Source organism: Occallatibacter gabretensis (genome assembly GCF_001449115.1).
GTDB lineage: Bacteria > Acidobacteriota > Terriglobia > Terriglobales > Acidobacteriaceae > Telmatobacter > Telmatobacter gabretensis.
In genome coordinates this window covers 525,152-550,781 of record NZ_LAIJ01000009.1, presented here as the reverse complement: position 1 = coordinate 550,781, position 25,630 = coordinate 525,152, and the positions used below count along the sequence as shown (strand labels likewise).

Below are 25,630 nucleotides of genomic sequence, written 5' to 3'. Positions count from 1 at the left end.
CGGCGTCAGCTCCGTGTGGTGTGAAATGTGACGCGCCAGGTGGTAAAGTCTTGCTGCGGCAGCGGATTGGAATACATGGAGCGCGTGGGACTGGGCGGTGCCGCGGTGTTGAGAGAGTCGAGCTTGAAGACGGTCGCGTCAAACCAGTCCGTGGAGATAACGAGAAGCATCTCGTCAGTGGTGTCTTTCGCGGTGCCCGGAACAGAGCAGTGGAGCGGCGTGCCGGAGTGAAGGTAAACGGTCTGGCCGGGATCGAGGCGTTGCGTTTCGGCATCGAGAAGCGCGGTGGATATGCTGTAGTCGCCCGAAAATGCGAGGAGCGCGACGGTGAGCGGAACATTGTGCTTATTTGTAATGCTTCCGGAGTAAAACGGGCGATTATCCTGGCCGGCTGGGACGTTGCGGTAAGTCAGTTCGACTCGCTTGTGGGGCGGGCAGTGCAGCTCCTGCTGGTCCGGCGTGCCGGGATAAGCGATAACCAGGAAATCGAGTGCGGTTGCGGGAATTTGCGTATTGGGATTGGTGAGCGTGAGGCGCTGCTTCCATGTGTCGATGTGGCTGAGCGCGGACGATGAGGTGGGAACGGCCTTGTATTGGGCCTCTGAATCGAGTTGCACGCCGGGATCAAGCTGAAGTATGGATGTGGCGGGAGTAACAGATGTGACGGTGGCCAGTCCGACAGCCTTTCCGGCGTCGGCGAGATCGGAATTGGGTGCGGTGGTGGGATAAAGGGCGTAGCGGGCGCCGATCGAAACGCTCATCAATGCGCCGCGATCAAGCTGCCACTGGTTGGTGAGATTGGAGAGGCCGGCGATGGCGTAGTCCGTCCACACAGTGGGCGTGAGGCTGAGAAAGAGATTGCTGAACATCGCGTCGTTGCCGGAAGACTCCAGCTTGGGAGTTTGCGGCGCGACTTTGCCGTCCATTGTGGCGCGAACCAGGTGAACCAGCTCGCGGTAGCTCAAGGCGTCTTTGGCGTTGGTGAGCGTTTGGGTAAGGAAAAAGGTGAAAGCTCCGTGGAGCTTGTTGGCTTCAATGTCGTAGTACTCGTTTGCGGTTTCGTCTGTCTCGCAGGCCGCGAGGAGAATGTGAAGTCCGCACTGATCCGGGACATAATTCACGGTGGAAGCCAGCGTGATCGAGCTTACAGGCTGTGGCGGAGTGGGAGAGTCACGGATGGCGGTTTCCAGGGTGGAAGGGTTGACGAGGTAGTCGTTGATAGCCTGCGGGTCTGCACGCCGAGGGACTTTTCGCACGGCGGCCTTTTTCTTGGACGGACCAAAGCCCATGGTCGTGGCTTGAGCGTCGGCCTGAATCTCAGTGGAAGGCAGGTCGCGGTCCATGGAGCCGGAATGGCAAGAGTCAAAGATGGTGGTGAGATGGACGCCTTTGGCTGTGACCTCCGAGATGAGCACGCCCATGTCCTTATCGACCAGATCGGGAACGCCGTTGGTGCGGCTGTCAAAGCAGACGATGGAGGAGTTCATGCCGCTGGGCTCAATGGCGGCAAAGAGGCCGCCGGTTGGGACCTGCGAGCCATGACCCGCATAGAAGAAGAGCGCGATGTCATTCCCGGAAGCCTGGCCGAGGTGGCTGCGGAATGAGTCGATGATATTTTGCCGTTTGGCATCGGCATTGTTAAGGCGGACCAGATGCAGAGTTGCATCGGAGAAGCGTGTGCGAAGCAGTTGCTCCATGGCATCGGCGTCATTGATGCATCCATTTAGTGGCGGAATACCGGCAGGATAAACGTCGATGGCGACAAGCAGGGCGTAAAGATTCGGCATGATGATTGACTCTCTCGAAAGGTGACTGGCGAGCGTGTAATTCACTAGAACACGGACGGCGTGGTTATGACCATTGTTTTTCTTGTGGAGGGGAGATGACGGCTGAATTGGCGGGCAATTTGCTGCTGACTCTAAATTCGGTTGTGCTGTGTACAAGGAATATCTAAAGTATGTCTAAGAATAAAATGAAGTCTTCGTGTTGCTTATTTCTTAAATGAGAAGAGATGCATTGATGAAATATTCCGGATCGCAGAAGCTATCCAATGAGACAGCTACCTTGTTCATGTGCCAGTTTGTCAGCATGAGGCGATTCATGTTCTGGTCTTGTCCAGCCTTTCTGCTTCTTGTGTTAATTGTCCTTCCGTTACCTGCTCAGGAGTCCAAGGGCGTTACACTCTGGCTCACCACGGCAGATCGATCGTCTCTGTTGGTGCGGCAGAACACTCCTTTGCGCTTTGAGAAATCGGATAGCAATCTTCCGGCAATTCTGATCGATGATGCTCGCAGTTATCAGTCGATGGATGGTTTCGGATTCTCACTGACAGGCGGCAGTGCGCAGCTTCTGATGAAGATGGGACCGCAGGAGCGCAAGGAGTTTCTGCAGCAGCTGGTCGGCACTGGCGCGGATGACATTGCCGTCAGCTACCTTCGCATCAGCATCGGCTCATCCGACATGAACGACCATGCGTTTACATATGACGACCTTGCGGCCGGCGATACAGACCCGAATCTTGCAAAATTTGATCTCGGCCCCGATAGCACGACGGTTGTACCGGTGCTGAAAGAGATTCTGGCCATCAATCCGAAGATCAAAATACTGGGTTCGCCGTGGTCAGCGCCTGCGTGGATGAAGACAAGCGACGCGCTGAAGGGAGGCAGCCTGCGGCGCGAATACTACAAGACATACGCGCAATACTTTGTAACGTATCTGCACGCCATGGCCAGCCTTGGCATACACCTGGATGCGATCACGCTTCAAAATGAGCCGCTGAATCCCAACAATACTCCGAGCATGGTTTTGGATGCGGCAGATGCAGCCGTATTCATCAAAGAGTCGCTGGGTCCGGCTTTCCACAAGGCAGGAATTGCGACAAAGATTCAAGTGTATGACCATAACTGCGACAGGCCGGATTATCCGTTGACGATTTTGAATGATCCGGAGGCCCGGCAATATGTAGACGGTTCTGCGTTTCATCTCTACGGCGGCGAGATGGGTGCGCTATCGCAGGTGCATGAGGCATACCCGGAGAAACACCTCTACTTTACCGAGCAGATGGTCATTGATAAGGGTGAGGCCGCGCCTTTGCCGGTTGCGGAGGCAGTGGCGCGATTGGTGATTGCTGCACCCAGGAATTGGAGCAGCAATGTATTGCTTTGGAACCTGGCGGCGGATCCAAAGTTCGGTCCGCATACGGACAACGGCGGCTGCCCGATGTGTGAAGGCGCGGTCACGTTGGATGGAAACAACGTTACGAAGAATGTTGCCTGGTATGTGATTGCGCACGCCTCCAAGTTTGTACGCCCGGGATCGGTGCGCATTTGGTCGACTTCAACTTCGGGACTTCCTGATGTTGCCTTCAAGACTCCGGATGGAAAGCATGTGCTGATCGTGGCCAATCCGGGGCGCCGTTCGCAGACGTTTCAGATCCGCTCTCACGGAGACAGCCTTACCGCTACGTTGAGTGGTGACTCTGTCGGCACCTTTCTCTGGTAGAGGTACGCACTGCTGGACCGTTATTTTGACGGCTCCTGAAGAGCGGCATGCGGCCAGCCAAGATCCCAGGTGAGAGTGGAGATCTGCAGGGCGGGTCTACCTGTGACTGCGTCATAGGCGTGAAAGACGATGATGTCACCCTCCGGACGCTGCAAGACGGATTCTCCGCCGGGCCCGAGCCAGCGCCCATTGGCCTTGAGTAGTTCCGTTCCGCCTCCCTGCAGCATGGGTGTGCCATTCGCGTCGAGATACGGGCCGGTCACTTTTTTTGCACGTCCGACCATGGTGCGATAGGTGCTCTTTGTTCCCCGGCAGCAGAGATCGAAGGAGACAAAGAGGTAATAGAAGTCTCCATGATGCACGATGAATGGCGCTTCAATGGCCTGCCAATCGGAAGGCAGGCCGGGCCTGGCTGGCTCAGGGTTTGCGGGGCGCACGCGAGAAGCCAGCGAATAGACAGTGCTATCGGCAGGATCGAGCTTCCCTGTGGCAGGATCGATCCGCCGCATCTTGATTCCGCCCCAGAAACTTCCCAGGCTCAGCCATGGTTGCCCTTTGCTATCGAGCACAATATTGGGATCGATAGCGTTGAAATCATCGTTTTCTATGGACTTCAGAACCAGACCCTCATCCTTCCACGCATATTTCGGGCTTGTGGGGTCTAGGGTTTCGTTTGTTGCGAGCGCGATACCAGAGGTGTTTACACCGAAGGCGGAATAAGCATAGTACAGATGGAATTTTCCATTGAAGTAGGAGACGTCAGGTGCCCATAGCTCTTTTGTCTTTGGACTGACATTACGAATCCACTCCGGAATCTCATTGAAGATATGGCCGCACAGCTTCCATTCCGTGAGATTGTGCGAGCAGCGAACGGCGAACTGACCACCGCCCGGAGCATGCCCCGTGGCAAAGACATAGTAGGTGTCACCCTCGCGTGCGATGGAGGGATCGTGAGTGAACTCATAATCTCCTTGCAGCGTGAGAGCCTGTGGCGCCTGAGCAAAAAGCGTAGGAGAAAGCATCAGAAGAAAGATAAAGGAGGCTTTGCGAATCATCTGCATGAGAATGAACTCCATTCACGTTGAATGTTTTAACGATCCTCAGTGGCTTACCGGCCTGCGGTAAAACTGCTTTTATCCTGCATACTGAGCAGCGTTGTCTGCAACGCAGAGTGCCAATCCGGCAACTCGATTCCGAAGGTCTGCTGCAACTTGCGATTCGAGAGAATTGAATTTTTTGGGCGTCGGGCGGGGGTGGGATATTCCGAAGATGGAATGGGAATAACCTGCGGCTTTGCTTTATGGAGAAGCTCCAACTCTTCAGCATGGGTGAAGATGGCCTCTGCAAAGCCGTGCCAGGAGGTGTGGCCGCCACAGCTCATGTGATACAGACCAGACCATTGCTGAGCCGTGCCGAACTGCGATGCAAATATGCCGTCAGTGATAGAGCGTGTTGCCTGGGCGAGCGCTGTCGCCGTCGTAGGAGCACCGATCTGATCATTGACGATGCTGAGGCGGTCACGGTCCTGACCGAGACGAAGCATAGTGAGCAGGAAATTGCGGCCGTGCGGCGCATAGACCCAGCTAGTGCGAAAGATGAGATGCTTGCTGCCGACCTGGCGAATGGCTTCTTCACCGGCAAGCTTGGATGCGCCATAGATATTGAGCGGATGGGGCGCATCCTCCTCCGACCAGGGGCCTGCTTTTGAGCCGTCAAAGACATAATCCGTGGAGTAATGCACAAGAAGGCTATTGCAACGCGCAGCTTCCTCAGCCAGAACGCGGGGAGCGTGCGCGTTTATGGCATGTGCGAGTTCGGGTTCGGATTCGGCGCGGTCGACAGCGGTATAGGCCGCTGCATTCAGAATTAGATCCGGATCTGCAGCGCGGATGGCGGCACGCAGCTGCTCTTCCGAGGTGAGATCGGTAGTGTGGCGATCCTGTGCAACGAGCTCTCCTGCGCTTGCGAAGCTGTGCGTGAGCTCATGGCCAAGCTGACCATTTGCACCCAGTAGCAGGATGCGCGGTCCGCTCATGGAAAGACCTCGGCATCGGTGAGCGCGCTGCCCAGCCGATCTTTGGCGGAGACGATGGCGTCATCGGCAGAGACAGGCCACGGAATATTCAGTTGGGGGTCATTCCAGACGATCGTGCGCTCGCCTTGCGGACAGTAGTAATCGGTGACTTTGTAGGCGAAGCCCACAGTCTCGGTGAGTGCGGCAAAGCCATGTCCGAAGCCAATCGGGATATAGACCATATGGCCATTTTCCGCACTTAACTCCAAAGTGACATGGCGACCGAAAAACGGCGAGCCGCGGCGAAGATCGACGGCAATATCCAGTACGGCGCCTTGCGTAACACGCACCAGTTTGGCCTGTGGCTGAATGATCTGATAGTGAATGCCGCGAATTACGTTGCGGTTGGAAACGGAAAAATTATCCTGCACCCAGTGGATGGGCAGGCCGTAGTCTTCAAAACGCTTCAGGTTCCATGTTTCAAGAAAAGATCCGCGATTGTCGCTGAAGATGCTCGGTGTAATAAGCCAAACGCCAGGCAACTCGGTTTCGACCATCTTCATAATCCGCTATCCTCCGCTGCGGGGTAAATCTCGTCACAAAGCGAGAGTAGGTACTGGCCATAACCATTCTTGCGAATTGGGTGCGCAAGGCGCTTCAGGTCTTCTGCGCTGATGTAGCCGAGCCGATAGGCTATTTCTTCCGGACAGGCGATCTTGAGCCCCTGCCTGTGCTGAATGGCCTGTACATAGAGTGCTGCTTCAAAGAGCGAGTCATGCGTGCCGGTGTCGAGCCATGCCATGCCGCGACCCATCACCTGCACACTGAGCTTGCCCGCTTCGAGATAGAGACGGTTAAGGTCGGTAATCTCAAGCTCTCCGCGCGGCGAGGGCCGGAGCTCCGAGGCCATCTCAACGACCCGGTGATCGTAAAAGTAGAGGCCGGTGACGGCGTAGTGTGACTTGGGATGCTCGGGCTTTTCCTCAATGCTGACGGCTTGGCCGTTTGCGTCGAACTCGACGACACCGTAGCGCTCAGGGTCCTGCACGCGATATGCAAAGACAGTGGCGCCGTCTTCAATGGCGGCTGCATTTTTGAGCTGCGAGGAGAAGAACTGACCGTAGAAGATGTTGTCGCCCAGCACGAGCGCACACGTGTCGTTGGCGATGAAGTCCTTACCGATCACGAATGCTTGCGCCAGACCATCGGGACTTGGTTGCACTGCATAGCTCAGGCTTAGACCCCATTGACTTCCGTTTCCGAGCAACTGCGCAAAGCGTCCTGTGTCTTCGGGAGTGGAGATAATGAGAATCTCTCGAATACCCGCAAGCATAAGCGTGGTGAGAGGGTAATAAATCATCGGCTTGTCATAGACCGGCAAAAGCTGCTTGGAGACCACATGCGTGACCGGGTAAAGACGCGATCCGGAGCCGCCGGCGAGGATGATGCCTTTCATTTCCCTTCTCTCTTTTCGTAGTTGCGCTGAATCCACTCCCGATATGCTCCGGTACGGATATTTTCGACCCATGCTTGGTTGGCAAGGTACCACTCGACGGTTTGACGCAGGCCCTGTTCAAAGCTGACGGAAGGTTGCCAGCCGAGCTCACTGCGGATTTTTTCGGCGTTGATGGCGTAGCGGCGATCGTGCCCGGGGCGATCCTTTACAAAGGTGATTAATTCCTCGTGCTTGCTGGCTGCTGGCTGCAATTCATCGAGCAAGGCGCAGATGGCGCGCACCACTTCAATATTTTTGCGCTCGCTGTTGCCTCCGATGTTGTAGGTCTCGCCCAGCCTGCCGTGCTCGAGCACCGTACGAATCGCGGAGCAATGGTCGCCGACAAAGAGCCAGTCACGCACGTTGGCGCCATCACCGTAAACCGGCAGCGGCTTGCCCTCAAGCGCATGCAGAATCACGAGCGGAATCAGTTTCTCCGGGAACTGCAGGGGACCGTAATTATTGGAGCAGTTGGTTGTGAGCGCAGGCAGACCGTAGGTGTGAAAGTAGGCGCGGACAAGGTGGTCCGAAGCTGCTTTTGAGGCTGCGTAGGGGCTATTCGGCGCGTAGGGCGTGGTTTCAGTAAAAGCAGGATCATCCGGCGCAAGCGATCCATATACTTCGTCGGTGGAGACATGCAGGAAGCGGAATTGATCGCGCCGGCTTTCGCCCAGTGCCTGCCAGTATGCCTTGGCCTCCTCCAGTAGCGTAAAGGTTCCCTGAACATTCGTACGGATAAACTCGCCTGGCGAGACGATGGAGCGGTCCACGTGGCTTTCCGCAGCGAAATGAATCACGGCGCACGGCTGGTGCTGAGCTAGCAGGGACCGGACAAGCATGGCGTCGCAGATATCTCCGCGGATGAGAAGATGGCGAGGATTGCCATTCAGCTCATTCAGATTCGCTGGGTTGCCCGCGTAGGTCTCAAGATCCAGGTTGATGGCTGCGCCGCCCGCCCGCACCCACTGCAAAACGAAGTTGGATCCGATGAAACCTGCGCCACCGGTAACCAGAACAGGCTCGTTTGTAGCACTTCTATTCATTCCTGTCGTATAAGTCATCCCTTTTTAGCGTCTTCGAGCATAGGGCCAGGCGAATGCATACCGCCGATTGCCATCGGTGTGCCACCTGCATCTATGAGCATCTTACAGGGCCGCAACTGCTTGCCGCTTCCGGCGTGAGCGCCCGGTTCTGCTATTGCAAGCTATGAGTCTGGGCATCCCAAAATGGCACCATGTATCTGGCGCGAAGCTATGCGAAGCAGATATTTTAAATGTTTATTGCGGAATCCGAGCAACCGTGCACGATCAGCTTGCGTACAGGGTGTCTTTACTTGATAAAAAGCCCCTTGAAAGGCATACCAATGGGTGCGGCGGATCGAATCCCGCTATAGGGCATTAGGATATATCTATGTTGAAAAAGCCGCATTTGTATGTACTTGCAGCGCTTTTGCCGCTTCTCGGCTTACCCGCATCGTTTTCGCAAAATTCGACTCCGAATGGCTATCCGAATGGCTATCCGTCAGACGAGCAGTCGCCTTACTCCTCCTCAGACTGCGCTGACCCAGCGGATATTGCCAACGGCACTTGCGCTCAAAACCAGCAGGGGAGCCAGCAGCAACCGAATCTGCAGCAGCAAATACGGGGTCAGCAGCCCGGCCTGCAGGGTCCGCAGACGCTAGGTGTTCCCGGGCAGGAGAGTGCTGGGCAGGGAAATCTTCTCGGACAGCAGGGAAACCGCAACCGGCAGACCCAACAGTTGCCGCCGGATCAGCCAACGGAGTTCCAGCGTTTTGTGGCGGCCACCACCGGGCAGATGCTCCCGATTTATGGCGCCAATCTGTTTCGCAATGTTCCTACAACGTTTTCTCCGAATGACCTTGCGCCTGCCACTCCTGAATATGTCATTGAACCGGATGATGAGCTGCGTGTGCGCATTTGGGGACAGATCAATTACACCGGTAACCTTCTGGTGGACCGCTCGGGGAATATCTATCTTCCTCAGGTAGGCCAGGTGCACGTAGCGGGGCAGCCTTTCTCGGCTCTCGATCTGCATCTGCGCCAGGCAGTCGGTAAAATATTTCGCAACTTTGATCTCTCCGTCGACCTTGGCCGTATTCGCCAGATGCAGATCTATGTGACGGGCGTGGCTCGACGCCCCGGTGTCTATACCATCAGCGCAGTCAGCACGCTGGTGGACGCGCTGTTCGCCAGTGGCGGACCTGCTCCACAAGGATCGCTGCGCCATATTGAACTAAAGCGCGCCGGAAAGACGGTAGCGGACTTCGACCTATATGCGCTGCTGATTCACGGCGATAAATCGCAGGATGTGCGGCTTCTACCAGAGGATGTGCTCTATGTTCCTCCGGCGGGACCGCAGGCTGCGATTACGGGTAGCATCCGCGCGCCAGCCATTTACGAACTCCGCGAGGGAGATACGCTGGGCGCATTGATTGAAGCAGCGGGGAAGACCAGCACTACCGCTTCCCAGACGCGCATCTCCATTGAACGTGTGGACAATCACCAATACCGCCAGGCTATGGAAGCAAGCTTCGATGTGGCTGGTCTAGCGACTCCGCTGGCGGAGGGGGATATTGTGCGCATCTATCCCATTGTGCCCGCCTATCAGAAGACAGTGATACTGCGCGGCAATGTGGCTAATCCTGGACGCTTCGGTTGGCATGAGGGAATGCATTTAAGTGACTTGATTCCCGACCGGGCCTCGTTGCTGAGCCGCGAATACTGGTGGCAGCGGAGCCTTCTAGGCCTGCCCGCGCCTGAGTTCGAGCCGTTTATCTCCACTCAACGCAGCCCGACAGGAACTGAGCCTATTCCACTACGGGATTCAACTGGGAGAGTGCAGAATCCTCAGAATGCCATCAATTCTCCGTATGGGCTCTACGGTCCGTACGGGTTGCAAAGTAATTCTCAGAATTATCCGCAGAATTACCAACAGAGTTCTCCGCAGAATTATCCGCAGGGAGTTTTACCCGATGACCTGCAGAACAACCAGCAGCCAGGGAGCGCCAGGCAAGGATCGATGGGGGGCTCTGGGTCTGTTGCCGCGCAGATCAGCCACGGACTCATGCCTGTAGAGGAACCCACAATCAAGCGGAATACCGTACGGCTGACACCGCAGGAGATCAATTGGGACTACGCGGTGATTGAGCGTAGAGATCCCAATACGATGAGGACGAGTCTGGTTGCCTTCGATCTGGGCAAGCTGGTGCTGGAACATGATGCCACTCAGAACCTGGCTCTCGAACAGGGAGATACGGTCACTATCTTTTCCCAGAGCGACATTCAGGTTCCTCTGGATGAGCAGACCAAGTATGTAGACCTTGAAGGCGAATTCGTTCACTCGGGCATTTACAGTGTCAAGCCTGGTGAAACGCTGCGCGATGTGGCCCGCCGCGCTGGAGGTCTAACCAAGAACGCCTATCTCTATGGCTCGGAATTCGATCGCGAGTCGACACGCAAGCTGCAGCAGCAGCGCCTGGATGAATACGTGCAGACGGTCAGTACGGAGTCGAATCGCGGGACGCAGCAGCTTGCTGTTGCCGGGAGCGGCGCATCAAATTCTCTTGATGTAGCGGCCTCGCGGGAAGTGACACAGGAGTTGATTGGGCGTCTTAGCCAGATTCGTGCCACGGGCAGAATTGTGCTGCAGTTCAAAGCGGTCAATCAGACCATCGAGGATGTTCCTGCATTAGCGCTGGAGAATGGCGACCGGTTTACAGTGCCTGCTACTCCGGCGACTATCAATATAGTGGGTGCGGTTTACAACCAGAACTCCTTTGTCTATCAGGGAGGCCAGACAGTAGGACATTATCTGCGGCTTGCCGGTGGACCGAACCGCAACGCAGATTCTCATTACAGCTTCATCATCCGCGCCGACGGCTCTGTGGTTAGCCGGCCCACGGTGAGGAAAACCTTTGGCGCGTTGAGTGCAAGTACATTTGATCAACTACAGCTGAACCCAGGGGATACTATCGTTGTGCCAGACAAGACGCTGCGTATGACCAAATTGCGCACCTTTATGGACTGGACGCAAATCTTTTCGCAGCTTGCGCTGGGCGCCGCTGCCATCAATGTTCTATAGAGATGGCGGATCATCACGACAAAAGACCTCCTGGAACGGGAGGTCTTTGTCGTGCATGTGGTATCGGACCGCAATATCACGCGTAAATGCGGATCAGCAGGCTCCTGCCTGACTCAATACGGCGGATACGGTGCGTGCGATCAGATAGAAGTCCGTAGTCAGACTCCACGTCTGCATATAGAACGCATCCAGCTTGATTCGCTTTTCGTAATCAAGCGTGCTGCGTCCGGAAACTTGCCACAGTCCTGACAGCCCCGGCGTTGCCGCCAGATAAAACGGGAGCAGGTCGCGGTAGAAGCCGGTTTCAGATTGAATAATGGGCCGCGGTCCCACCAGCGACATTTCGCCACGCAGTACATTGATCAGCTGCGGCAGTTCGTCGAGGCTCCACTTACGCAGAAATTCGCCGAAACGCGTTATACGCGGGTCCGCCGGGCCGCACTTGCCCTTGGAAATGCGCCACTGACCATCCACGTCGCAGGCCGTATTCCCGGTGCCTTTCGGCCGCATAGAGCGAAATTTCCAGATCCGGAAAGGGAGGCCTCCGCGGCCGATGCGTTCTTCCCGATAAAAAACAGGTCCTTTTGAGGAGAGACGGACCCCGGCTGCAATTGCGACTGACGGGAGTGCGCAAAACATAAGCATTACGGACGCGCCTAGAACATCGACAGCTCGTTTCGCGTAACGATAACGCCAAGACTCCCATGGAACATCCGGGTGCTGTATATATACCGGCTCAGGCAATTCCCATGCCGCATAAGTCTTACCTTCTTCTGACAAAAGCATGCGTACATGCATGGAAGAAAGATCAGTGGCCACAAGTTCTCCTTAAAATGAACCTTAGCTTCTTAAACGTTCTGCTTTCTTACTTCATCGGTTGCTACACACAAAACAAGAACCCGGTGAGCCATACTTCCGATTGCCGTTTATCTTGCCAACACGATGTTGCCCTTGCACTTTTCTTTGTTTCGCAGAACGATGGAGAAGGTCCTTTCATCCCACATGGCCCGGAAAGAATTGTTTAAACATCGATCTTAAATCGTACTTGCAGAAATGCAACACACAAAGAGATACCAGCGTTGATGGAATGCAACTTCATTTCCAAATACATCATTGAGTTTGAAGTTTTTTTAAATTGCGGATCAGCGTATCCTTTATACAGATAACTCCGACTCGCTGTATTGTTTTCATACATATTATAGACATACATGATCAAAAACAAGAGCGAGAGGTTAGAGATGCAGGAACTAGCTCCTCGGTTGTTCCGAAGTAGTTATTGCGTGCCGTATTACTAAAAAATTAATAAAGATTTAGCTTTATACTTACTTATAGGGGCGCGCAGGAAGGTGACATTTTGTTCTTGAAAAACTAGCAATCAATTGCAAGGCATGATTGCATGTGAAATCCGGTGAGAAACCGTTTTCACTTGTTTTAAATTTCAAGATAGATTTGTTGCATGTCCGCTGATGTCTGCCGAAATATAAAGACGCCGATGAGATTTTCTATGGGAAGTTGCCCAAAGGTTTTCTCGCAGAGTTCCTAGCGTTTCCACTGAACCATAAGCGATACGGGCCCTCCAAAACTCTGTGCTTGGCACGGACCATCCTGAAATCTTCCCCTCGAGTAAAAACAACGCGATGAATCGCGGGCCCTCCAATTTTTCGGCTCGGGACAATCTCTGACAATCGCCTGCGGCTTGCCAAGTGCTCTGGATATCTGAACGACAATGTCAAGGCATTTGTAAACTACCAACCGTCTAAGGGCCAGATATCCCTCGCTTATCTCAACGTTGCGATTTACGACAGTTACCTCAACCGGCGAATGGGTAATGATGCTCTCGCATTCATACAGTTGGTGAGTTCGGGGAGCAATAAAGCGCGAATTGGAGGATATCTGGGGGTACTCTCACACTGATAACAAATCTGCGAGAGTTGTGAAGCATGCACTAGCGGATATAGCCAAGAGTAGGGAACTGGCAATGCCGCATTCTTTGTGTTCACGCCAATCCCAACGCTCCGAAAGAGGGGCGTACAACCCATATGCCAAGTTGGAAGTAAAGAAGATGAATGCCCGTGTGCTGCTTAAGCAGAAGGATAAGGAGGAGACGCAGTACGGCCGAGTCTAATGCAAGTGAAAATTTAAAGATTTGCTGGCGGGCTCAAGCCCTTTATATGAATGGTCGGGGAGAGAGGATTCGAACCTCCGACCCCCTGGTCCCGAACCAGGTGCTCTACCAGGCTGAGCCACTCCCCGAACTTGCTTTGCAGATTGCGCTGCCTTAAGAACCGCGGCTCCTGGTATATGCCACAAGGCCCTTCGACGCGCCTTGGTTAGTGTAGCAGAGTTGCGCCCGATACGCCTTGAGACGGGCGAGAGTGTTTCCCCTCAAGATTGGAGCTCATGCGGCGATTTAGGATGGGTGCTGGAGCCTGAACAATGCCGAAGATTCTCGATGGAGCCCCGATTGCGGCCCAGATCAAGCAGGAAGTTGCGGAAGAAGTAAAGGAGCTGGCGCGGCGCGGAGTGCGTCCTGGATTGGCGGCGGTGCTGGTGGGACATGTGCCGGCGTCTGAAATTTATGTCCGCAGCAAGGTACAGGCCTGCGAGGAGCTGGGGTTATACAGCGATCTGATTACGCCGCCGGAGACGGTGACGACAGAAGACATGCTGGACTTGATTGCTGCGTTGAATTCCCGTGACGATATTGATGGGATCCTCGTGCAGCTTCCGTTGCCTAAGCAGGTGGATGCAAAGGTGCTGCTGGATGCGGTTGACCCGGCGAAGGATGTGGATGGATTCCACCCTGTGAATGCGGGACGGCTGCAGGCGGGGCGTCCGGCACTGGCTCCGTGCACGCCTGCGGGAGTGATTGAAATTTTGAAGCGCAGCGGAATTCCGATTGCTGGCGCGAACGCTGTGGTGGTGGGCCGCAGCGATATTGTGGGCAAGCCGGCGGCGATGCTGCTGCTGCATGAGAATGCGACGGTTACGATTTGCCACTCGAAGACGCGCGACTTGGCTGCGGTGACACGCGGGGCGGATATTCTTGTGGCGGCGATCGGGCGGCCCGGCTTCGTTACGCTGGAGATGGTGAAGCCTGGTGCGACGATTATTGATGTGGGCATCAATCGCGTCACGGATCCGGCGGAGTTTGAAAAGTTCTTTGCAGGGAATGCGAAGCGTGAGGCGGCGTTTGCCAAGCGTGGAAGCGTGGTGATAGGCGATGTGCATCCAGCGGCCTTTGAGGTGTCGGGGGCGTATACGCCGGTCCCGGGTGGCGTGGGATTGCTGACGATTGCGATGCTGATGTCGAACACGGTGCGGGCGGCCCGGATGCGGCGAGGACTCTAGCACATGTTGCGTGTGGGCCTGACTGGCGGGCTGGGCAGCGGTAAGACAACAGTTGCGGCTCTGCTGCGCGAACTGGGCGCCCACGTCATCGAGGCCGATGAGATGGGGCGCGCGCTGATGGAGCCGGGCCAGATAGTGTATGCAGAGATTGTGCGTGTTTTCGGTGCGGATGTTGTGGGCACGGATGGGCGGCTGAATCGAGCGAAGCTGGCAGATATGGCGTTTCGTGGCGGTCGGCTGAATGAACTGAATGCGATTGTGCATCCGGCGGCGATTGCGGCGCAGCGCAAGTGGATAGAAGAAATCTTTGCGCGGGATGCGAAGGCTGTGGCAATTGTTGAGTCGGCGCTGATCTTTGAGGTGGAGCGCGATGCGCGGGCGCGTGGTGAATCAGAGGGCGTGCTTGCGGATTGGCGCAACCGCTTTGATCGCGTGATTGTGGTGACGGCGGCGGATGCGGTGAAGATTGCGCGGTATGTGGAGCGGGTTTGCTCTGGAAAAGATGATGCGTGCCGCGTTGGGGCTGAGGCTGATGCGCGGGTGCGGATGAGCCGGCAGATTCCGGATGTTGAAAAGATTGCGCGGGCGGATTTTGTGATTGAGAATGCGGGCGATAAAGGGGCGTTGGAATCGCGAGTGGCGGAAGTATGGCAGATGCTGAAAGCTGAGAGCGCATCTGGCTCATGAAAACTGGGTTCAATATAGTGGGTTCATTACAATTTAGATGAAGTTACAAATGACTGCTTCGAGGTACGAGGGATGAGATTGCGCCGAATTCTTTTGATTCTGCTGCTGGTGGGCGGCTTCTGGTACGTGACGGCGCATGTTTCGGGCGATCTGCGTTCGTTGGGACTGCTGAAGACGAGCGGCGGTAATTCACCGCTGGAGCTGACTGAGGCGCATGCCGCGCCGGAGTATGACACCGAAGAGCAGAACAATATCGCCATTTATAAGCGGGTGTTGCCGAGCGTGGTGAATATTACGGCGACGAACCTGACCTTTAATTTTTTCTACGGTGCGGTGCCGCAGCAGGGTCAAGGTTCGGGCTTCGTTCTGGATCGCGCGGGGCACGTGCTGACGAACTATCACGTGGTGGCGGAGGCGAACCGCGGGATTGAAGTGCAGCTGAGCAACAAGCACAAGTATTCGGCGACGGTTATCGGTTCTGACCGGACACATGATCTGGCGTTGTTGCAGATCAATGCGCCGAATCTGCAGCCGGTGACGCTGGCGGATTCAACGGATCTTGCTGTGGGACAGAAGGTCTATGCCATTGGCAATCCCTTCGGGTTGAGCGGAACCATGACGCGCGGAATCATCAGCTCCATCCGGAGCATACGCGGCGGCGAGGGCGCGCCGATTGAGGATGCGATCCAGACGGATGCGGCGATTAATCCGGGCAACTCGGGTGGGCCGCTGCTGAACTCGCGGGGCGAGGTGATTGGGATCAACACGATGATTGCTTCCAATGGCGCGGAGCAGAGTTCGGGCATCGGGTTTGCGATTCCGATCAACACGGCAAAAGCGGTGCTGGCGGATTTAACTCGGTACGGGCATGTGCGGCGGCCGGAGCTGGGGATTTTGAGCTACCCGATCGGGCCGGATCTGGCCGAGGCGATGGGCCTTTCGGCGGATTACGGCGTGCTGATTCAGAGAGTAATTCCAGGCGGCGGAGCGGAGAAGGCCGGATTGCATGGCGGCACGCAGCAGCGGTACCTGGGGAATCAGCCGATCATCCTTGGCGGCGACCTGATTGTGGCGATTGATGGGCAGCAGGTGACGAATCCGCAGGACATCAACGCGATTATGGATAAGCACCAGGCCGGCGATACGGTGAGCGTGACGGTGGTGCGCGGACGGAAGCAGATGACGGTGAAGCTGGTGCTGGGTGAGGCGAAGAGTCAAAATACATAGCTGTTCGATTTTGGACGATTGCCTCAGTTATCCTGTGCAACTCTGATTCTGAAGGTATTTATTTTGTGTTGATTACGGCCAGCCGCACAGTTCTTATAGAAATCTTTATGCAATCTTCATTTCGGGACTGTGCAACTGGGCAGTTGTCTTTTGCACAACTTTGAGTGCAATGGGGGTGGGGGAGGGGTCCCCCTCCCCCCTCTTTATTGCGGCTAAGTTGTTGCGATGCGATTCACGGACGACTGGCCCGACGTCTGATTGGGGTCGCGGGCGAGCAGACCGAGGAGGGCCGAGGCGATGGCTGTGGCGAGGGTGACGACGGTGCCGGTTCCGGCATGGCCCAGCGTTACGCCCTGCTGGGAGAGAACGCCTCCGATGCTGACGACGGCGATGAGAAGGCCGGCGGCGGAGGTGCGCGGGTGGTTCCAGATGTTGGTGATGAGTGGATTCATTGGAATGCTCCGGGTTACAGGTTGCAGCTGACAGAAAAGACAAAAGCAGGTCCTTCGACTCCCTCACCCCACGGACGAAGACCTGTCCGTGGGGACCCCGATCCGCCTGAAAAACGGCTTGGTTCAGGATGACAAGCCTTCATGGCAGAGCGGACGGGAGTGCCACCCCAACCCATGCGCGAAAAGCCGCGCATGAATGGGGCACCCGATTTCGTGCCGCCCTAGGCTAGAGCTTGACGCCGATGGAGGTCAGGAATTGCTTGATGTCGGGCCAGACGGTCTTGAGGTCGTTGACGGTCTGGATGTCGAGCGAGATATTGAGGGGGTTGACGGCTGCGGCGGCCACGTCGGCGATTGGCGCTTCAATCTGACCGAAGAGGGTGCCGAGAGCGGCAACGACGGTGGGTGCGACGGTGAGCGCTTTGCTGGCTCCGGAGACCCACTTGAGGGCGTCCTGTGCCCCGATTTCGATGCCTTTTTCTATGCTGACGAAGATATTTGCCATGACGAGGATTCCTCTTTTCGTCCCGGCGCGAAGCCCTGTGGCTATCAGAAGCGCCGGGATCAGAATTTGTCCGCCGTGCAAGCCCGAGGAACCGTGGTTGCGGGCAACGGGTGGCCGCGGCGGAGCTGAAAAACAGAAAGCCCCGGACGCACGTCTCCGTTCCCCACGAAGAGGCGTCCAAGGCTTCTGTTTTTTCTGCTTATTTCAATGATACGAAATCGGCATTTAATTATGTGCAAACTGGACGAAGTTTTTTGCGCTTTAGAATCAATGAGTTAGAAATTATTTTTTGATTTGCCTCTTGACAAGAAAACAAAGATCACGCGAAAGAGGAAAAAAGAGGCCACGGAAAAGGCAAAAAGCAGGTCCGATGTTGTTACGAAATGGCGTGCCATACTTCGACGATTCGGGGCGTCGCTGACGATAAGCTGACTTACCGATACCGATTGAACATGTTTGGGTGAGCAAGGTCACGAGAACGGTTATCTTTAACTTCATGGATCTGAAAGGCACCCTCACGGGGCAGGATGGCTTGTCGCTCAAACCGGCGATCATGTCTCTGACGATGGTTACCGTACTGACGATCCTCTGCCAGCTTCCGGGTTCGGTCAGCTTTGTCCTAATCCCGCTTTCAGTGCTAGGTTACGGGGTAGCCGCAATCGTAATCCTAGCCTTAGCTGTTTATTGCGTCATCAGGAAACGCCCGCGAAGAGGAGCCTCGGTCCTTTTGATACTTGTCCTCCCTGTGTTGTTGTGGCGACCGATCAACTGGGGCGCAGATTTTGTACATCTTGGGCTCACAGCAGGCTTCGGAGTCGGTCAGCTTGGCAATTCGCCAAGGTCGACTGATGAAAGCTTCGTCGTTTATGACTGGTCCGTCGGACTCGCCGGGGGGCCAAACACATTCCTGATCCATGACGTGTCCGATGAAATTGCACTGCCAATGGCCCAACACACGCAGCCACCAAGTTCAGAAAACGGCTTTGGAGAAGAGTGTGCGGGCAAGGTCCGGCGGTTGATCGATCACTACTACGTTTGCACAATTTGAGCTTGGTGCCGGTAAACGGGCTTGCCGCCAGGAATGATCACTGGCGTCAAGCCCGACTTCTCGTTACTGATTCGGATGGTTTTCGAAGTTGACGCTCTAAGAGGTGAGGTTGAACTCGAGTTGGCGACGCAAAGTCGAGCATATGCCGAGCTCGGCGCCATGTCACTTTAGAGGGCGCGCAAGTGGCGTCCTCGATACCTGCCAATCTTTGCCCCAATTGGTAGCCAATGTTAGCGAGTCTCCGTCATTGCGCACTGCGAAGTCCACTAAAGATTGCTCGTGCTCTGGTTGGACTGTCTCAATGATCGAGAGAGCGTTCATGTCCACCAACAATATCTTCGTGCCATGGGATACTCCGCCCTCTTCAAATAAGAATCCATGTGACATGTCGACGGGTATAGCTGCATAGCGACCGTCTGCTGTGAACTTCGGTGCCCTAGGAAATTCAGACCATCTAATGTGACGGGCCGTCTCCGGGGTATTCATCTGACGGAATGCTTTAGAAGCAAAGCTGTAAACCCAAAGTCGGTGCCATGCGAGCATCGCAATAGAGTCATCAGACGGTGACCCAAGGTTCGGTTGACCACTGCCGATTACTCTATCGTCGGGCGGTGGTGGAACCTCTAAAGCAGGCTCATCATTTGAAGTAAGAGAAGCAGAAGTGAGTGTGCATCGCGGTTGTCTATCAATTCTGGCGGATACCGGGGGACACAAAAACCATACGCGGTCTCTTCCGTAATCATAGGAAGACGCATAGATCTCGCTGTAGGCATAGCCTGTGGCGCGGTGTCTATCCTGTTCCAGGATTCCTGAACTGTTAACTTGTTGAGTGATGATTTCCGGTTCGCCTGTCGGCTGGTAGTGAGCTTGAGAGATGGCTAACTGGCTGGTGCGACCGATGAACCCCAGCCCATATATATCGAACTGAATGGGAAATACGTGAGCAACTTCGACGCTTTGTGCGAATTCGCCTCGGGATAGATCGATCAACCGCACAAAGATGCCCGACGCCGTCGCGAAAGCAATCCCAGCCTTCTCAGAATTGGCAGATATAGCGAGATGGCATTTGGAGACTGCACGTGTAGCCGACGCAGATTGTCGTTCACTAAGTTCCATCGTTTGACCTGAGCGACGAGTGATAACGACTTGGTAGCCATCGCTAAAGACAGTGGCTTGGACCAAATCTCCAACACCCGAATAGTCCGCGCAAACCTCCATCGCGGCCTTCTTAATGGGCGTGTTCTGTGCCGGTGCCAGCCCAATCGATGCATAGAGCGCTATTGCGAAGAACGGCCAGGAAGGCCTTATAGAGATCACTCGATCAGCATATCTGAAGAGGTCAGCAGTTATCGCCCCTGCAAAGTCGCACTTCAGGCGATCAATCAGATTAATACCGAGAAACGCTCTTCCGTTTACCAATTGAGCCTATCGCCTGCGCGCACAACTGGAAGCTCATCGAATTCCTAATCAGTGAAAAAGATTCGATACTACTCATGGCGCTCGTGGGTTGTGGTAGAACTCACAAAAGCAAAGGCAAGGACAACCGCAGATCCTTCACTCCGCATGAAAAACGGCTACGTTCAGGATGACATCGGTGGTGGTGGATTGAGGGGAGTGCTATTCCACCCCAGGCGCAAAAGGCGCGCCTAGGATGGGGCGCCCGCGCAAAAAGCAGGTCCGATGTTGTTACGAAATGGCGTGCCATACTTCGACGATTCGGGGAGTTGCCGATGATAAGGCGACATATCGGTACCAATAGGCCTCGATGAGTGACTCCGCGATTTACGATTCGTCGCGATCAGACAGGAATCGCAAAATTCATACTTGACATTGGCAGAAAACCCACTACCATTTGGTTGTGGATAGGTTAAATACAACATTTGCGGCTTTGTCTGATCCCACCCGTAGAGCGATGATCGAACGACTCTCACATGGGCCTGCCTCTGTGCATGGGTTGACGGAGCCGTTTGCACTCTCGCAGCAGATGATTTCAAAACATATCGCCTGCCTGGTGCGGGCGCGGATTGTGATCAAGACGAAGTGTGGACGAGAGAGTGTGTGCACGCTTAGGCCAGAGGCGATTAAGACAGTCAGCGACTGGGCATTTAACTATCGCCGATTCTGGGAAGAGAGCTTCGACAAACTGGAAATAGTTGTAAATCAAATGAAAAAAGAGGAGGTCAGAGATGACAGAAAACACGGTTAGCGAAATTGAGCGGATGGTTGTCACACGAGTTTTTGATGCCCCACGCGAGTTGGTTTGGAAGGCGTGGACAGACCCGAAGTACGTGATGCAGTGGTGGGGACCGAAGGGCTTTACTGCGCCCGTTTGCAAGATGGATTTTCGCGTTGGGGGAAAATCTCTCTTCTGCATGAAGACGCCGGATGGGCAGGAGTTCTGGAATGCGGTTGAATACCACGAGATTGTTCTGCACGAGAAGATCGTTTCCGACATGTACTTTTCGGACTCGAAGGGAAACAAGATCGAGCCTGCGGAATTAGGAATAGAACATGAGGCCATAGACGGTGCGTACGACGTGACCATCTTTGAGGATCTCGGAAACGGCCAGACGAAACTTACCCACATTGGAAATGAACCGATGGAGAGCGCGAAAAATAGCGGTCAATTGGAAGGCTGGAACCAGATACTCGATAAAATTGCGGCAGTTGTTGCGGGGCTGGTGCAGGCGAAATAGGAAGTTGACGTTTTGACGATCGTCATGCACGAGATACAGCTGAGGCTGGCGGCGGGGGCCTGGTTAGAACGGGCTTCTCGCCGCCTGGCCTAATAGTCGCCTTTCCGGCTGAATAACCCCTGGCTCAACTGTTGCCTTCAGGCCAAACTGCGTTTCTAGAGCCGCTGCGGCTTAACTTACGACATCTATTTCTCAGTTCAGAAATACGTCTTGATTCGGACGATCCAGCGAGAACGTCGGTATTTCAATGTCAAAACGCTCTCCGCTATCAGTCTCCATTTGATAAGCCCCGCCCATCATCCCCGACGGCGTGTTAAGAGGCGCGCCACTCATATATTCAAAGCTCTCTCCCGGCTTGAGGAACGGTTGCTCCCCGACAACACCCGGTCCTTTGACCTCGGTCAATTCTCCACGCGCATTCGTGATCATCCAGTGTCGGCTCAGCAGGTGCACCGTTTCCCGTCCCTGATTCTCGATGATCACTCGATAAGCCCAAAAATACTGCGAGCTGTCCGGCGATGATCTCGTCTCAAGGTAAGTTGGCTCAACGCTCACCGCTATTCCTCGCGTGTTTGCCATGTACGACGTCCGATCGGTCATAGAGTAAGTTTAGATCAAACTCGTGGGCTGAGCTATTCCGACATGATCCTGGACCAAGCCAATAGGCTGAGCACAAATCTACCAGCGAAGGGGCTTCTTGTGTCCTATAGTCAATACACCCGTGGTCTTTGGGGCATGTAGCGGATGACGCCCTCGGCGCTGGTTCGAAAGTATCTTTTGGTCACATGTAATCGTTGCACGACCACGAAGATGATTTCTGGTTTTCAAAGGAATCCCGTTCTGGCAACATCTGGAGGCTTTCATGAAATGTCGTGCCTTTGCAGCAATGCTCTGCATCGTGGTCGTAATGAAATGTCATGGCCAACCATCGCTACCCTCCAGCTTCCAGGCGAAGACAATTCATAGCCCTGCCGGAGCGGATATCTTCGTTCGCTGGGGAGGGACGGGGCCTGTTGTGTTGCTGATTCATGGCTATGCCGAGAACAGCGATTCCTGGGCACCTCTCGCAGACGACTTGATGAAGGACCACACCGTCATTGTTCCAGACCTGCGCGGTATTGGCCGATCCTCCAAGCCGGATGGCGGCTATGACAAAAAGACGCAAGCCGCGGATATGCGCGCCGTCGTGACGACCCTTGGATACGACAAGACCTTCGTCGTCGCACACGATATCGGCAACATGGTGGCCTATGCCTATGCCGCGACCTACCCAACGAAGGTGGAACGACTAGTGGTAATGGACGCACCCATCCCGGGAATCGAACCCTGGAGCGAGATCCTGCAAAATCCCGGAGTGTGGCATTTCAACTTTCACGGTCCAGACGCGGAGCGCCTGGTGGCCGGACGCGAGCGCATCTATTTCGATCGCATATGGAACGACTTCACAGGCGATCCGGGGAAGCCGGACGAAGCAACCAGAAATTTCTTTGCTGCCACGTACGCGCAGCCCGGAGGTATGCGGGCTGGGTTCGCGCAATTTACTGCCTTTGCCCAGGACGCAAAAGATAACAAGGTTTTCGAGCAGACGAAGCTGACTATGCCTGTCATGGCGGTGGGAGGAGAAAAATCCTTCGGGCCGCTTCAGGCAGTAATCATGCGCCATGTAGCGAACAACGTGCGGGAGGAAGTTGTTCCCGGTTCCGGTCATTGGCTGATGGAAGAACGTCCGGCGTACACTGTCGCCTTAATTCGCAAGTTTGTCGATGCGTCGCCGGTTGCTGCGTCCATTGCACCTTCCATGTAAGGACTGACGAGAACAGGCCTAGAAAATGGTGATGTCGATATGCTGGGGCGAGTCCGTTGTAAAACTGCATGAGCCCGCGAGCGGTCTGAGCTCTGAATCTTTAGCGAGCGTGATCGGGGCGCCAAACCACGCCCTGGCCACTGAAGCGAGATCAGCTGGATCGATCATTTTGCAGGCTGCACTGGCGCGGAGAGCGGGGCTGCGATGGCTGGAACGAGTCCAGCCGTCGATTGGCCGAACAACAATTCAGCTGGACGAAAGATCATCGTGTTTCCGTTCGTGGCCAATTCTCGCACAGGCAGGCGAGGACGAACGTTGGTCCGGAAACTCTTACTCACGAACGTCGTCCATCTGCTTCAGCCTGTTCGCCAGCAGCTCCTGCTCCCGTAGATTTTGCGTCATTGTGATTGCGCGCTGGATTTCTTCACGCGCCTCGGCGAACCGGCCCATCTTCATCAGCAGGTCTCCGCGAACACTGGGGAACAGATGATATCCAGCCAACGCAGAGCCACCGTCAAGCGTGGCCACTGCATCGAGCGCATCGAGTCCAGCCGCCGGGCCTTCCGCCATACCGACCGCGACCGCGCGATTCAGCGCCACGATCGGTGACGGGCTGGTCTGCATCAAGGCGTCGTAGAGAAGAACGATCGCGCCCCAGTCTGTCTCCTGGGCTGTGCGGGCGCGCATGTGGCATGCAGCGATGGCTGCCTGCAAGGCGTAGGGCCTGGCGCCGCCACCAAGCCTCCGCGCGTTTTCAAGCGAACTCATTCCACGCTGAATCTGCGCGTAGTCCCACAAAGACCGGTTCTGGTCCAGCAATAAGACTGCCTCACCGTTTCTGCCCCGGCGGGCTGCAGTACGCGATGCCTGCAACTCCATCAGCGCGAGCAACGCATGGGCCTCCGATTCCCGGGATAAGAGCTGCGCCAGCATGCGTCCGAGACGCAGCGCCTCTTCCGCGAGCGCAGCCCGCATCCATTCCTCTCCTGATGTCGCGGTGTATCCCTCGTTGAAGATAAGGTAGACCACTAGAAGTACCGACTCTACCCTGCCGCGCAACTCGTCGCCGCGCGGAGTTTCAAAGGGAACATGCGCTTCCGAGAGGATCTTCTTCGCGCGAAAGATGCGCTGCCCCATTGTCTTCTCGGATACAAGGCAGGCTCGGGCGATCTCCGGCGTGGTGAGGCCGCCGATGAGACGCAATGTGAGCGCGATGCGTGCTTCCACAGTGAGCACGGGATGACACGCGGTGAAGATGAGCCGCAGGATGTCATCATCGATCACCTGATCCAGTGAGTGCTCCAACGCATCTCCGAGCTGCTGCTGTTGACCTTCAAGTTCGCGGGCGATGTCTTCGTGCTTTTGTGCGAGCATGCGGCCACGGCGCAACAAATCGATGGCGCGCCGTTTGGCCGCTGTCATCAGCCACGCGCCGGGATTTTCGGGGATGCCTTCTTCGGGCCAGAGTTCGAGCGCAGTCACCAGCGCGTCCTGGGCCAGTTCTTCTGCGATGCCGATATCGCGGGTGACTCGAGCAATGGCGGCGATGAGCCGTGTGGACTCGATCTTCCACACGGCCTCAATCGTCTTATGAATGTCCTTCACTCCGTCGAGCCCGAGTGCGTGAGGTTTTCAAAGCCTTCAGCCGCCTTCTGAATGTCCTTTGGGAAGTCGGTCATCTCGTGAATCTGGCGAACTTCGATTACCTCGTTGTTGGACATGGGAGCACGTCTGGCCCATTCAATGGCCTCTTCGCGCGAGCGGACCTGAATAATCCAGTAGCCACCGACGACTTCTTTCGCCTCGGCAAACGGGCCGTCTGTCACCGTCGCCTTGCCGTCCGCATACGAAACACGTGCTCCGGTCGAGGGCGGAAACAGCCCGTCGAGCGCGAGCAGAACTCCCGCCTTCTGCAGGGCCTTGTTGTACTCCATCATCTTTGCCACCGCTGCTGCCGTAGGAACGGCATCCGGCGGGGCCGACTCGTATCCTTTCGGTATCACCATCATCATGAAACGCATTGCGCTGCTCCTTATGGTCGGTTCTTCAAAGGCCCGGCGACCTTGTAGTGAATGAGGACAATGCCGGTCGACGTTGTTTGCGTGCTGATGAGCTCGAAGGAACGTGGCGGGGTTCCCTCCGCAAAGAAGCGCTTTCCCGTGTAGCGTTCCAGCGCCGTCGCTGCTCACCGGCCTTCATCTGTTCGTTCAGGACTGCTGCTCAGTTGCTACTCGGCTGACGGTTGGAAGAATATCTCTCGCACCTCGCCCGAAGCACGGCACACTTTGGCGCCTTTGAGCGCCCAGGCTACCGCCTCGTCGAGATCTGCGCATTCCACGATCGAGATACCGCCTACATGTTCTTTGGCCTCGACATATGGCCCGTCAGTGACGAGCACGTCGCCATCGGGTTGGAACCGCAGCGACTTAGCGCTGCTCGCCGGGCTCAGGCCGCCGGCGAACTTCGTGACAACACCGGCGGCCTCCATCTCCTGGCCGAGCGCGGCCATATCGCGCATCATCGCTTCGTCCACTGTGGAAGGGTCAAAGTTGTCGGGGAGTTGAATAGTACTCAGATATAGCGGCATGTCTTCTCCTTGAAATGATCTTTTCGGCCGGCTTCTGGCCGGCCTTCACTATAACGACGAACGGCCAGACCTGGATTCTACAAGCCGCCCAGGAAATTTTAGTTCTGGCCGCGAGAGATTTCGGCCTCAGGCAACGTCCGGCGGATGCGATTGCGCGGAGAA

General features: G+C 55.5%; 23 protein-coding genes and 1 tRNA gene. 9 read left to right on the top strand and 15 right to left on the bottom strand.

All coding sequences use genetic code 11. From position 1 onward, the window contains the following. Positions 1 to 5 precede the first annotated feature (5 nt). Positions 6 to 1,787 (bottom strand): caspase family protein, encoded by a 1,782-nt coding sequence (locus VO84_RS08625; RefSeq protein ID WP_058187256.1) that lies wholly within the window; start codon positions 1,785 to 1,787, stop codon positions 6 to 8. 313 nt (positions 1,788 to 2,100) lie between these two features. Between VO84_RS08625 and VO84_RS08620 the strand changes: the two genes are divergently transcribed. Beyond that, entirely contained in the window at positions 2,101 to 3,501 is a 1,401-nt protein-coding gene (locus VO84_RS08620) for a glycoside hydrolase family 30 protein (protein WP_231737841.1), read from the top strand. A gap of 20 nt (positions 3,502 to 3,521) precedes the next feature. Here VO84_RS08620 and VO84_RS08615 read toward each other — a convergent pair whose 3' ends face one another. Genes VO84_RS08615 through rfbB form a run of 5 tightly spaced genes read right to left on the bottom strand, consistent with a single transcriptional unit; the run spans position 3,522 to position 8,053 of the window. Then, positions 3,522 to 4,562, bottom strand: a complete 1,041-nt coding sequence (locus VO84_RS08615) for an arabinan endo-1,5-alpha-L-arabinosidase (RefSeq protein ID WP_231737840.1) — start codon at positions 4,560 to 4,562, stop codon at positions 3,522 to 3,524. A gap of 47 nt (positions 4,563 to 4,609) precedes the next feature. Further along, complete coding sequence (rfbD, locus tag VO84_RS08610) at positions 4,610 to 5,536, bottom strand: dTDP-4-dehydrorhamnose reductase (RefSeq protein WP_058187255.1); 927 nt, start codon at positions 5,534 to 5,536, stop codon at positions 4,610 to 4,612. After that, positions 5,533 to 6,078, bottom strand: coding sequence for a dTDP-4-dehydrorhamnose 3,5-epimerase (gene rfbC, locus VO84_RS08605; protein WP_058187254.1), 546 nt, complete (start codon positions 6,076 to 6,078; stop codon positions 5,533 to 5,535). The genes rfbD and rfbC overlap by 4 nt, the downstream gene beginning before the upstream one ends. Continuing rightward, positions 6,075 to 6,971 (bottom strand): glucose-1-phosphate thymidylyltransferase RfbA, encoded by an 897-nt coding sequence (rfbA, locus tag VO84_RS08600; RefSeq protein ID WP_058187253.1) that lies wholly within the window; start codon positions 6,969 to 6,971, stop codon positions 6,075 to 6,077. The genes rfbC and rfbA overlap by 4 nt, the downstream gene beginning before the upstream one ends. Further along, positions 6,968 to 8,053 carry a dTDP-glucose 4,6-dehydratase gene (rfbB, locus tag VO84_RS08595; RefSeq protein ID WP_058187252.1) on the bottom strand — a complete coding sequence of 362 codons (1,086 nt, stop codon included), beginning with the start codon at positions 8,051 to 8,053 and terminating at the stop codon, positions 6,968 to 6,970. The genes rfbA and rfbB overlap by 4 nt, the downstream gene beginning before the upstream one ends. Positions 8,054 to 8,420: 367 nt before the next feature. Here rfbB and VO84_RS08590 point away from each other — a divergent pair, with 367 nt between their 5' ends. Next, positions 8,421 to 11,111 (top strand): polysaccharide biosynthesis/export family protein, encoded by a 2,691-nt coding sequence (locus VO84_RS08590; RefSeq protein ID WP_058187251.1) that lies wholly within the window; start codon positions 8,421 to 8,423, stop codon positions 11,109 to 11,111. 93 nt (positions 11,112 to 11,204) lie between these two features. Here the strand turns inward: VO84_RS08590 and VO84_RS22120 are convergent, their stop codons facing one another. Both VO84_RS22120 and VO84_RS08575 read right to left on the bottom strand, forming a co-directional pair. Then, positions 11,205 to 11,897: a sugar transferase gene (locus VO84_RS22120; RefSeq protein WP_269431420.1), complete on the bottom strand. Its 693-nt coding sequence runs from the start codon at positions 11,895 to 11,897 to the stop codon at positions 11,205 to 11,207. Positions 11,898 to 13,287: 1,390 nt separating this feature from the next. Beyond that, positions 13,288 to 13,364, bottom strand: a tRNA-Pro gene (locus VO84_RS08575). A 183-nt stretch (positions 13,365 to 13,547) separates the two neighbouring features. On the opposite strand from VO84_RS08575, the gene VO84_RS08570 reads away from it, so the two are divergent. The 3 genes from VO84_RS08570 to VO84_RS08560 all read left to right on the top strand — a co-directional run bounded on the left by VO84_RS08570 (position 13,548) and on the right by VO84_RS08560 (position 16,376). Continuing rightward, positions 13,548 to 14,462: a bifunctional 5,10-methylenetetrahydrofolate dehydrogenase/5,10-methenyltetrahydrofolate cyclohydrolase gene (locus VO84_RS08570; protein WP_058187248.1), complete on the top strand. Its 915-nt coding sequence runs from the start codon at positions 13,548 to 13,550 to the stop codon at positions 14,460 to 14,462. 3 nt (positions 14,463 to 14,465) lie between these two features. Beyond that, entirely contained in the window at positions 14,466 to 15,149 is a 684-nt protein-coding gene (coaE, locus tag VO84_RS08565; protein ID WP_058187247.1) for a dephospho-CoA kinase, read from the top strand. A gap of 72 nt (positions 15,150 to 15,221) precedes the next feature. Further along, positions 15,222 to 16,376, top strand: a complete 1,155-nt coding sequence (locus tag VO84_RS08560) for a S1C family serine protease (protein WP_058187246.1) — start codon at positions 15,222 to 15,224, stop codon at positions 16,374 to 16,376. 212 nt (positions 16,377 to 16,588) lie between these two features. On the opposite strand, the gene VO84_RS08555 is transcribed toward VO84_RS08560, so the two are convergent. Further along, the gene (locus VO84_RS08555; RefSeq protein WP_058187245.1) at positions 16,589 to 16,828 is read right to left on the bottom strand and encodes a hypothetical protein; all 240 of its coding nucleotides are present in this window, start codon (positions 16,826 to 16,828) and stop codon (positions 16,589 to 16,591) included. A gap of 226 nt (positions 16,829 to 17,054) precedes the next feature. Then, positions 17,055 to 17,333 (bottom strand): hypothetical protein, encoded by a 279-nt coding sequence (locus tag VO84_RS08550; RefSeq protein ID WP_058187244.1) that lies wholly within the window; start codon positions 17,331 to 17,333, stop codon positions 17,055 to 17,057. Between the two features lie 460 nt (positions 17,334 to 17,793). Here VO84_RS08550 and VO84_RS08545 point away from each other — a divergent pair, with 460 nt between their 5' ends. After that, positions 17,794 to 18,381, top strand: coding sequence for a hypothetical protein (locus VO84_RS08545; RefSeq protein ID WP_058187243.1), 588 nt, complete (start codon positions 17,794 to 17,796; stop codon positions 18,379 to 18,381). Positions 18,382 to 18,543: 162 nt separating this feature from the next. Here the strand turns inward: VO84_RS08545 and VO84_RS08540 are convergent, their stop codons facing one another. Then, positions 18,544 to 19,800: a hypothetical protein gene (locus VO84_RS08540; protein ID WP_058187242.1), complete on the bottom strand. Its 1,257-nt coding sequence runs from the start codon at positions 19,798 to 19,800 to the stop codon at positions 18,544 to 18,546. A gap of 439 nt (positions 19,801 to 20,239) precedes the next feature. On the opposite strand from VO84_RS08540, the gene VO84_RS08535 reads away from it, so the two are divergent. Further along, a complete protein-coding gene (locus VO84_RS08535; RefSeq protein WP_231737839.1) occupies positions 20,240 to 20,587 on the top strand; it encodes an ArsR/SmtB family transcription factor in 348 nt (115 codons plus the stop codon). After that, positions 20,568 to 21,077, top strand: a complete 510-nt coding sequence (locus VO84_RS08530) for an SRPBCC family protein (RefSeq protein ID WP_058187240.1) — start codon at positions 20,568 to 20,570, stop codon at positions 21,075 to 21,077. The genes VO84_RS08535 and VO84_RS08530 overlap by 20 nt, the downstream gene beginning before the upstream one ends. 192 nt (positions 21,078 to 21,269) lie before the next feature. Here the strand turns inward: VO84_RS08530 and apaG are convergent, their stop codons facing one another. Further along, the gene (apaG, locus tag VO84_RS08525) at positions 21,270 to 21,677 is read right to left on the bottom strand and encodes a Co2+/Mg2+ efflux protein ApaG (protein WP_058187239.1); all 408 of its coding nucleotides are present in this window, start codon (positions 21,675 to 21,677) and stop codon (positions 21,270 to 21,272) included. 262 nt (positions 21,678 to 21,939) lie between these two features. Between apaG and VO84_RS08520 the strand changes: the two genes are divergently transcribed. Then, the gene (locus VO84_RS08520) at positions 21,940 to 22,881 is read left to right on the top strand and encodes an alpha/beta fold hydrolase (RefSeq protein WP_058187238.1); all 942 of its coding nucleotides are present in this window, start codon (positions 21,940 to 21,942) and stop codon (positions 22,879 to 22,881) included. Between the two features lie 330 nt (positions 22,882 to 23,211). Here the strand turns inward: VO84_RS08520 and VO84_RS08515 are convergent, their stop codons facing one another. The 3 genes from VO84_RS08515 to VO84_RS08505 all read right to left on the bottom strand — a co-directional run bounded on the left by VO84_RS08515 (position 23,212) and on the right by VO84_RS08505 (position 25,468). Beyond that, complete coding sequence (locus VO84_RS08515; protein WP_058187237.1) at positions 23,212 to 24,486, bottom strand: RNA polymerase sigma factor; 1,275 nt, start codon at positions 24,484 to 24,486, stop codon at positions 23,212 to 23,214. Beyond that, a complete protein-coding gene (locus VO84_RS08510; RefSeq protein ID WP_058187236.1) occupies positions 24,483 to 24,902 on the bottom strand; it encodes a YciI family protein in 420 nt (139 codons plus the stop codon). Before VO84_RS08510 ends, VO84_RS08515 begins: the two co-directional genes overlap by 4 nt. Before the next feature lie 206 nt (positions 24,903 to 25,108). Next, entirely contained in the window at positions 25,109 to 25,468 is a 360-nt protein-coding gene (locus VO84_RS08505) for a YciI family protein (protein ID WP_058187235.1), read from the bottom strand. Between the last annotated feature and the right edge of the window lie 162 nt (positions 25,469 to 25,630).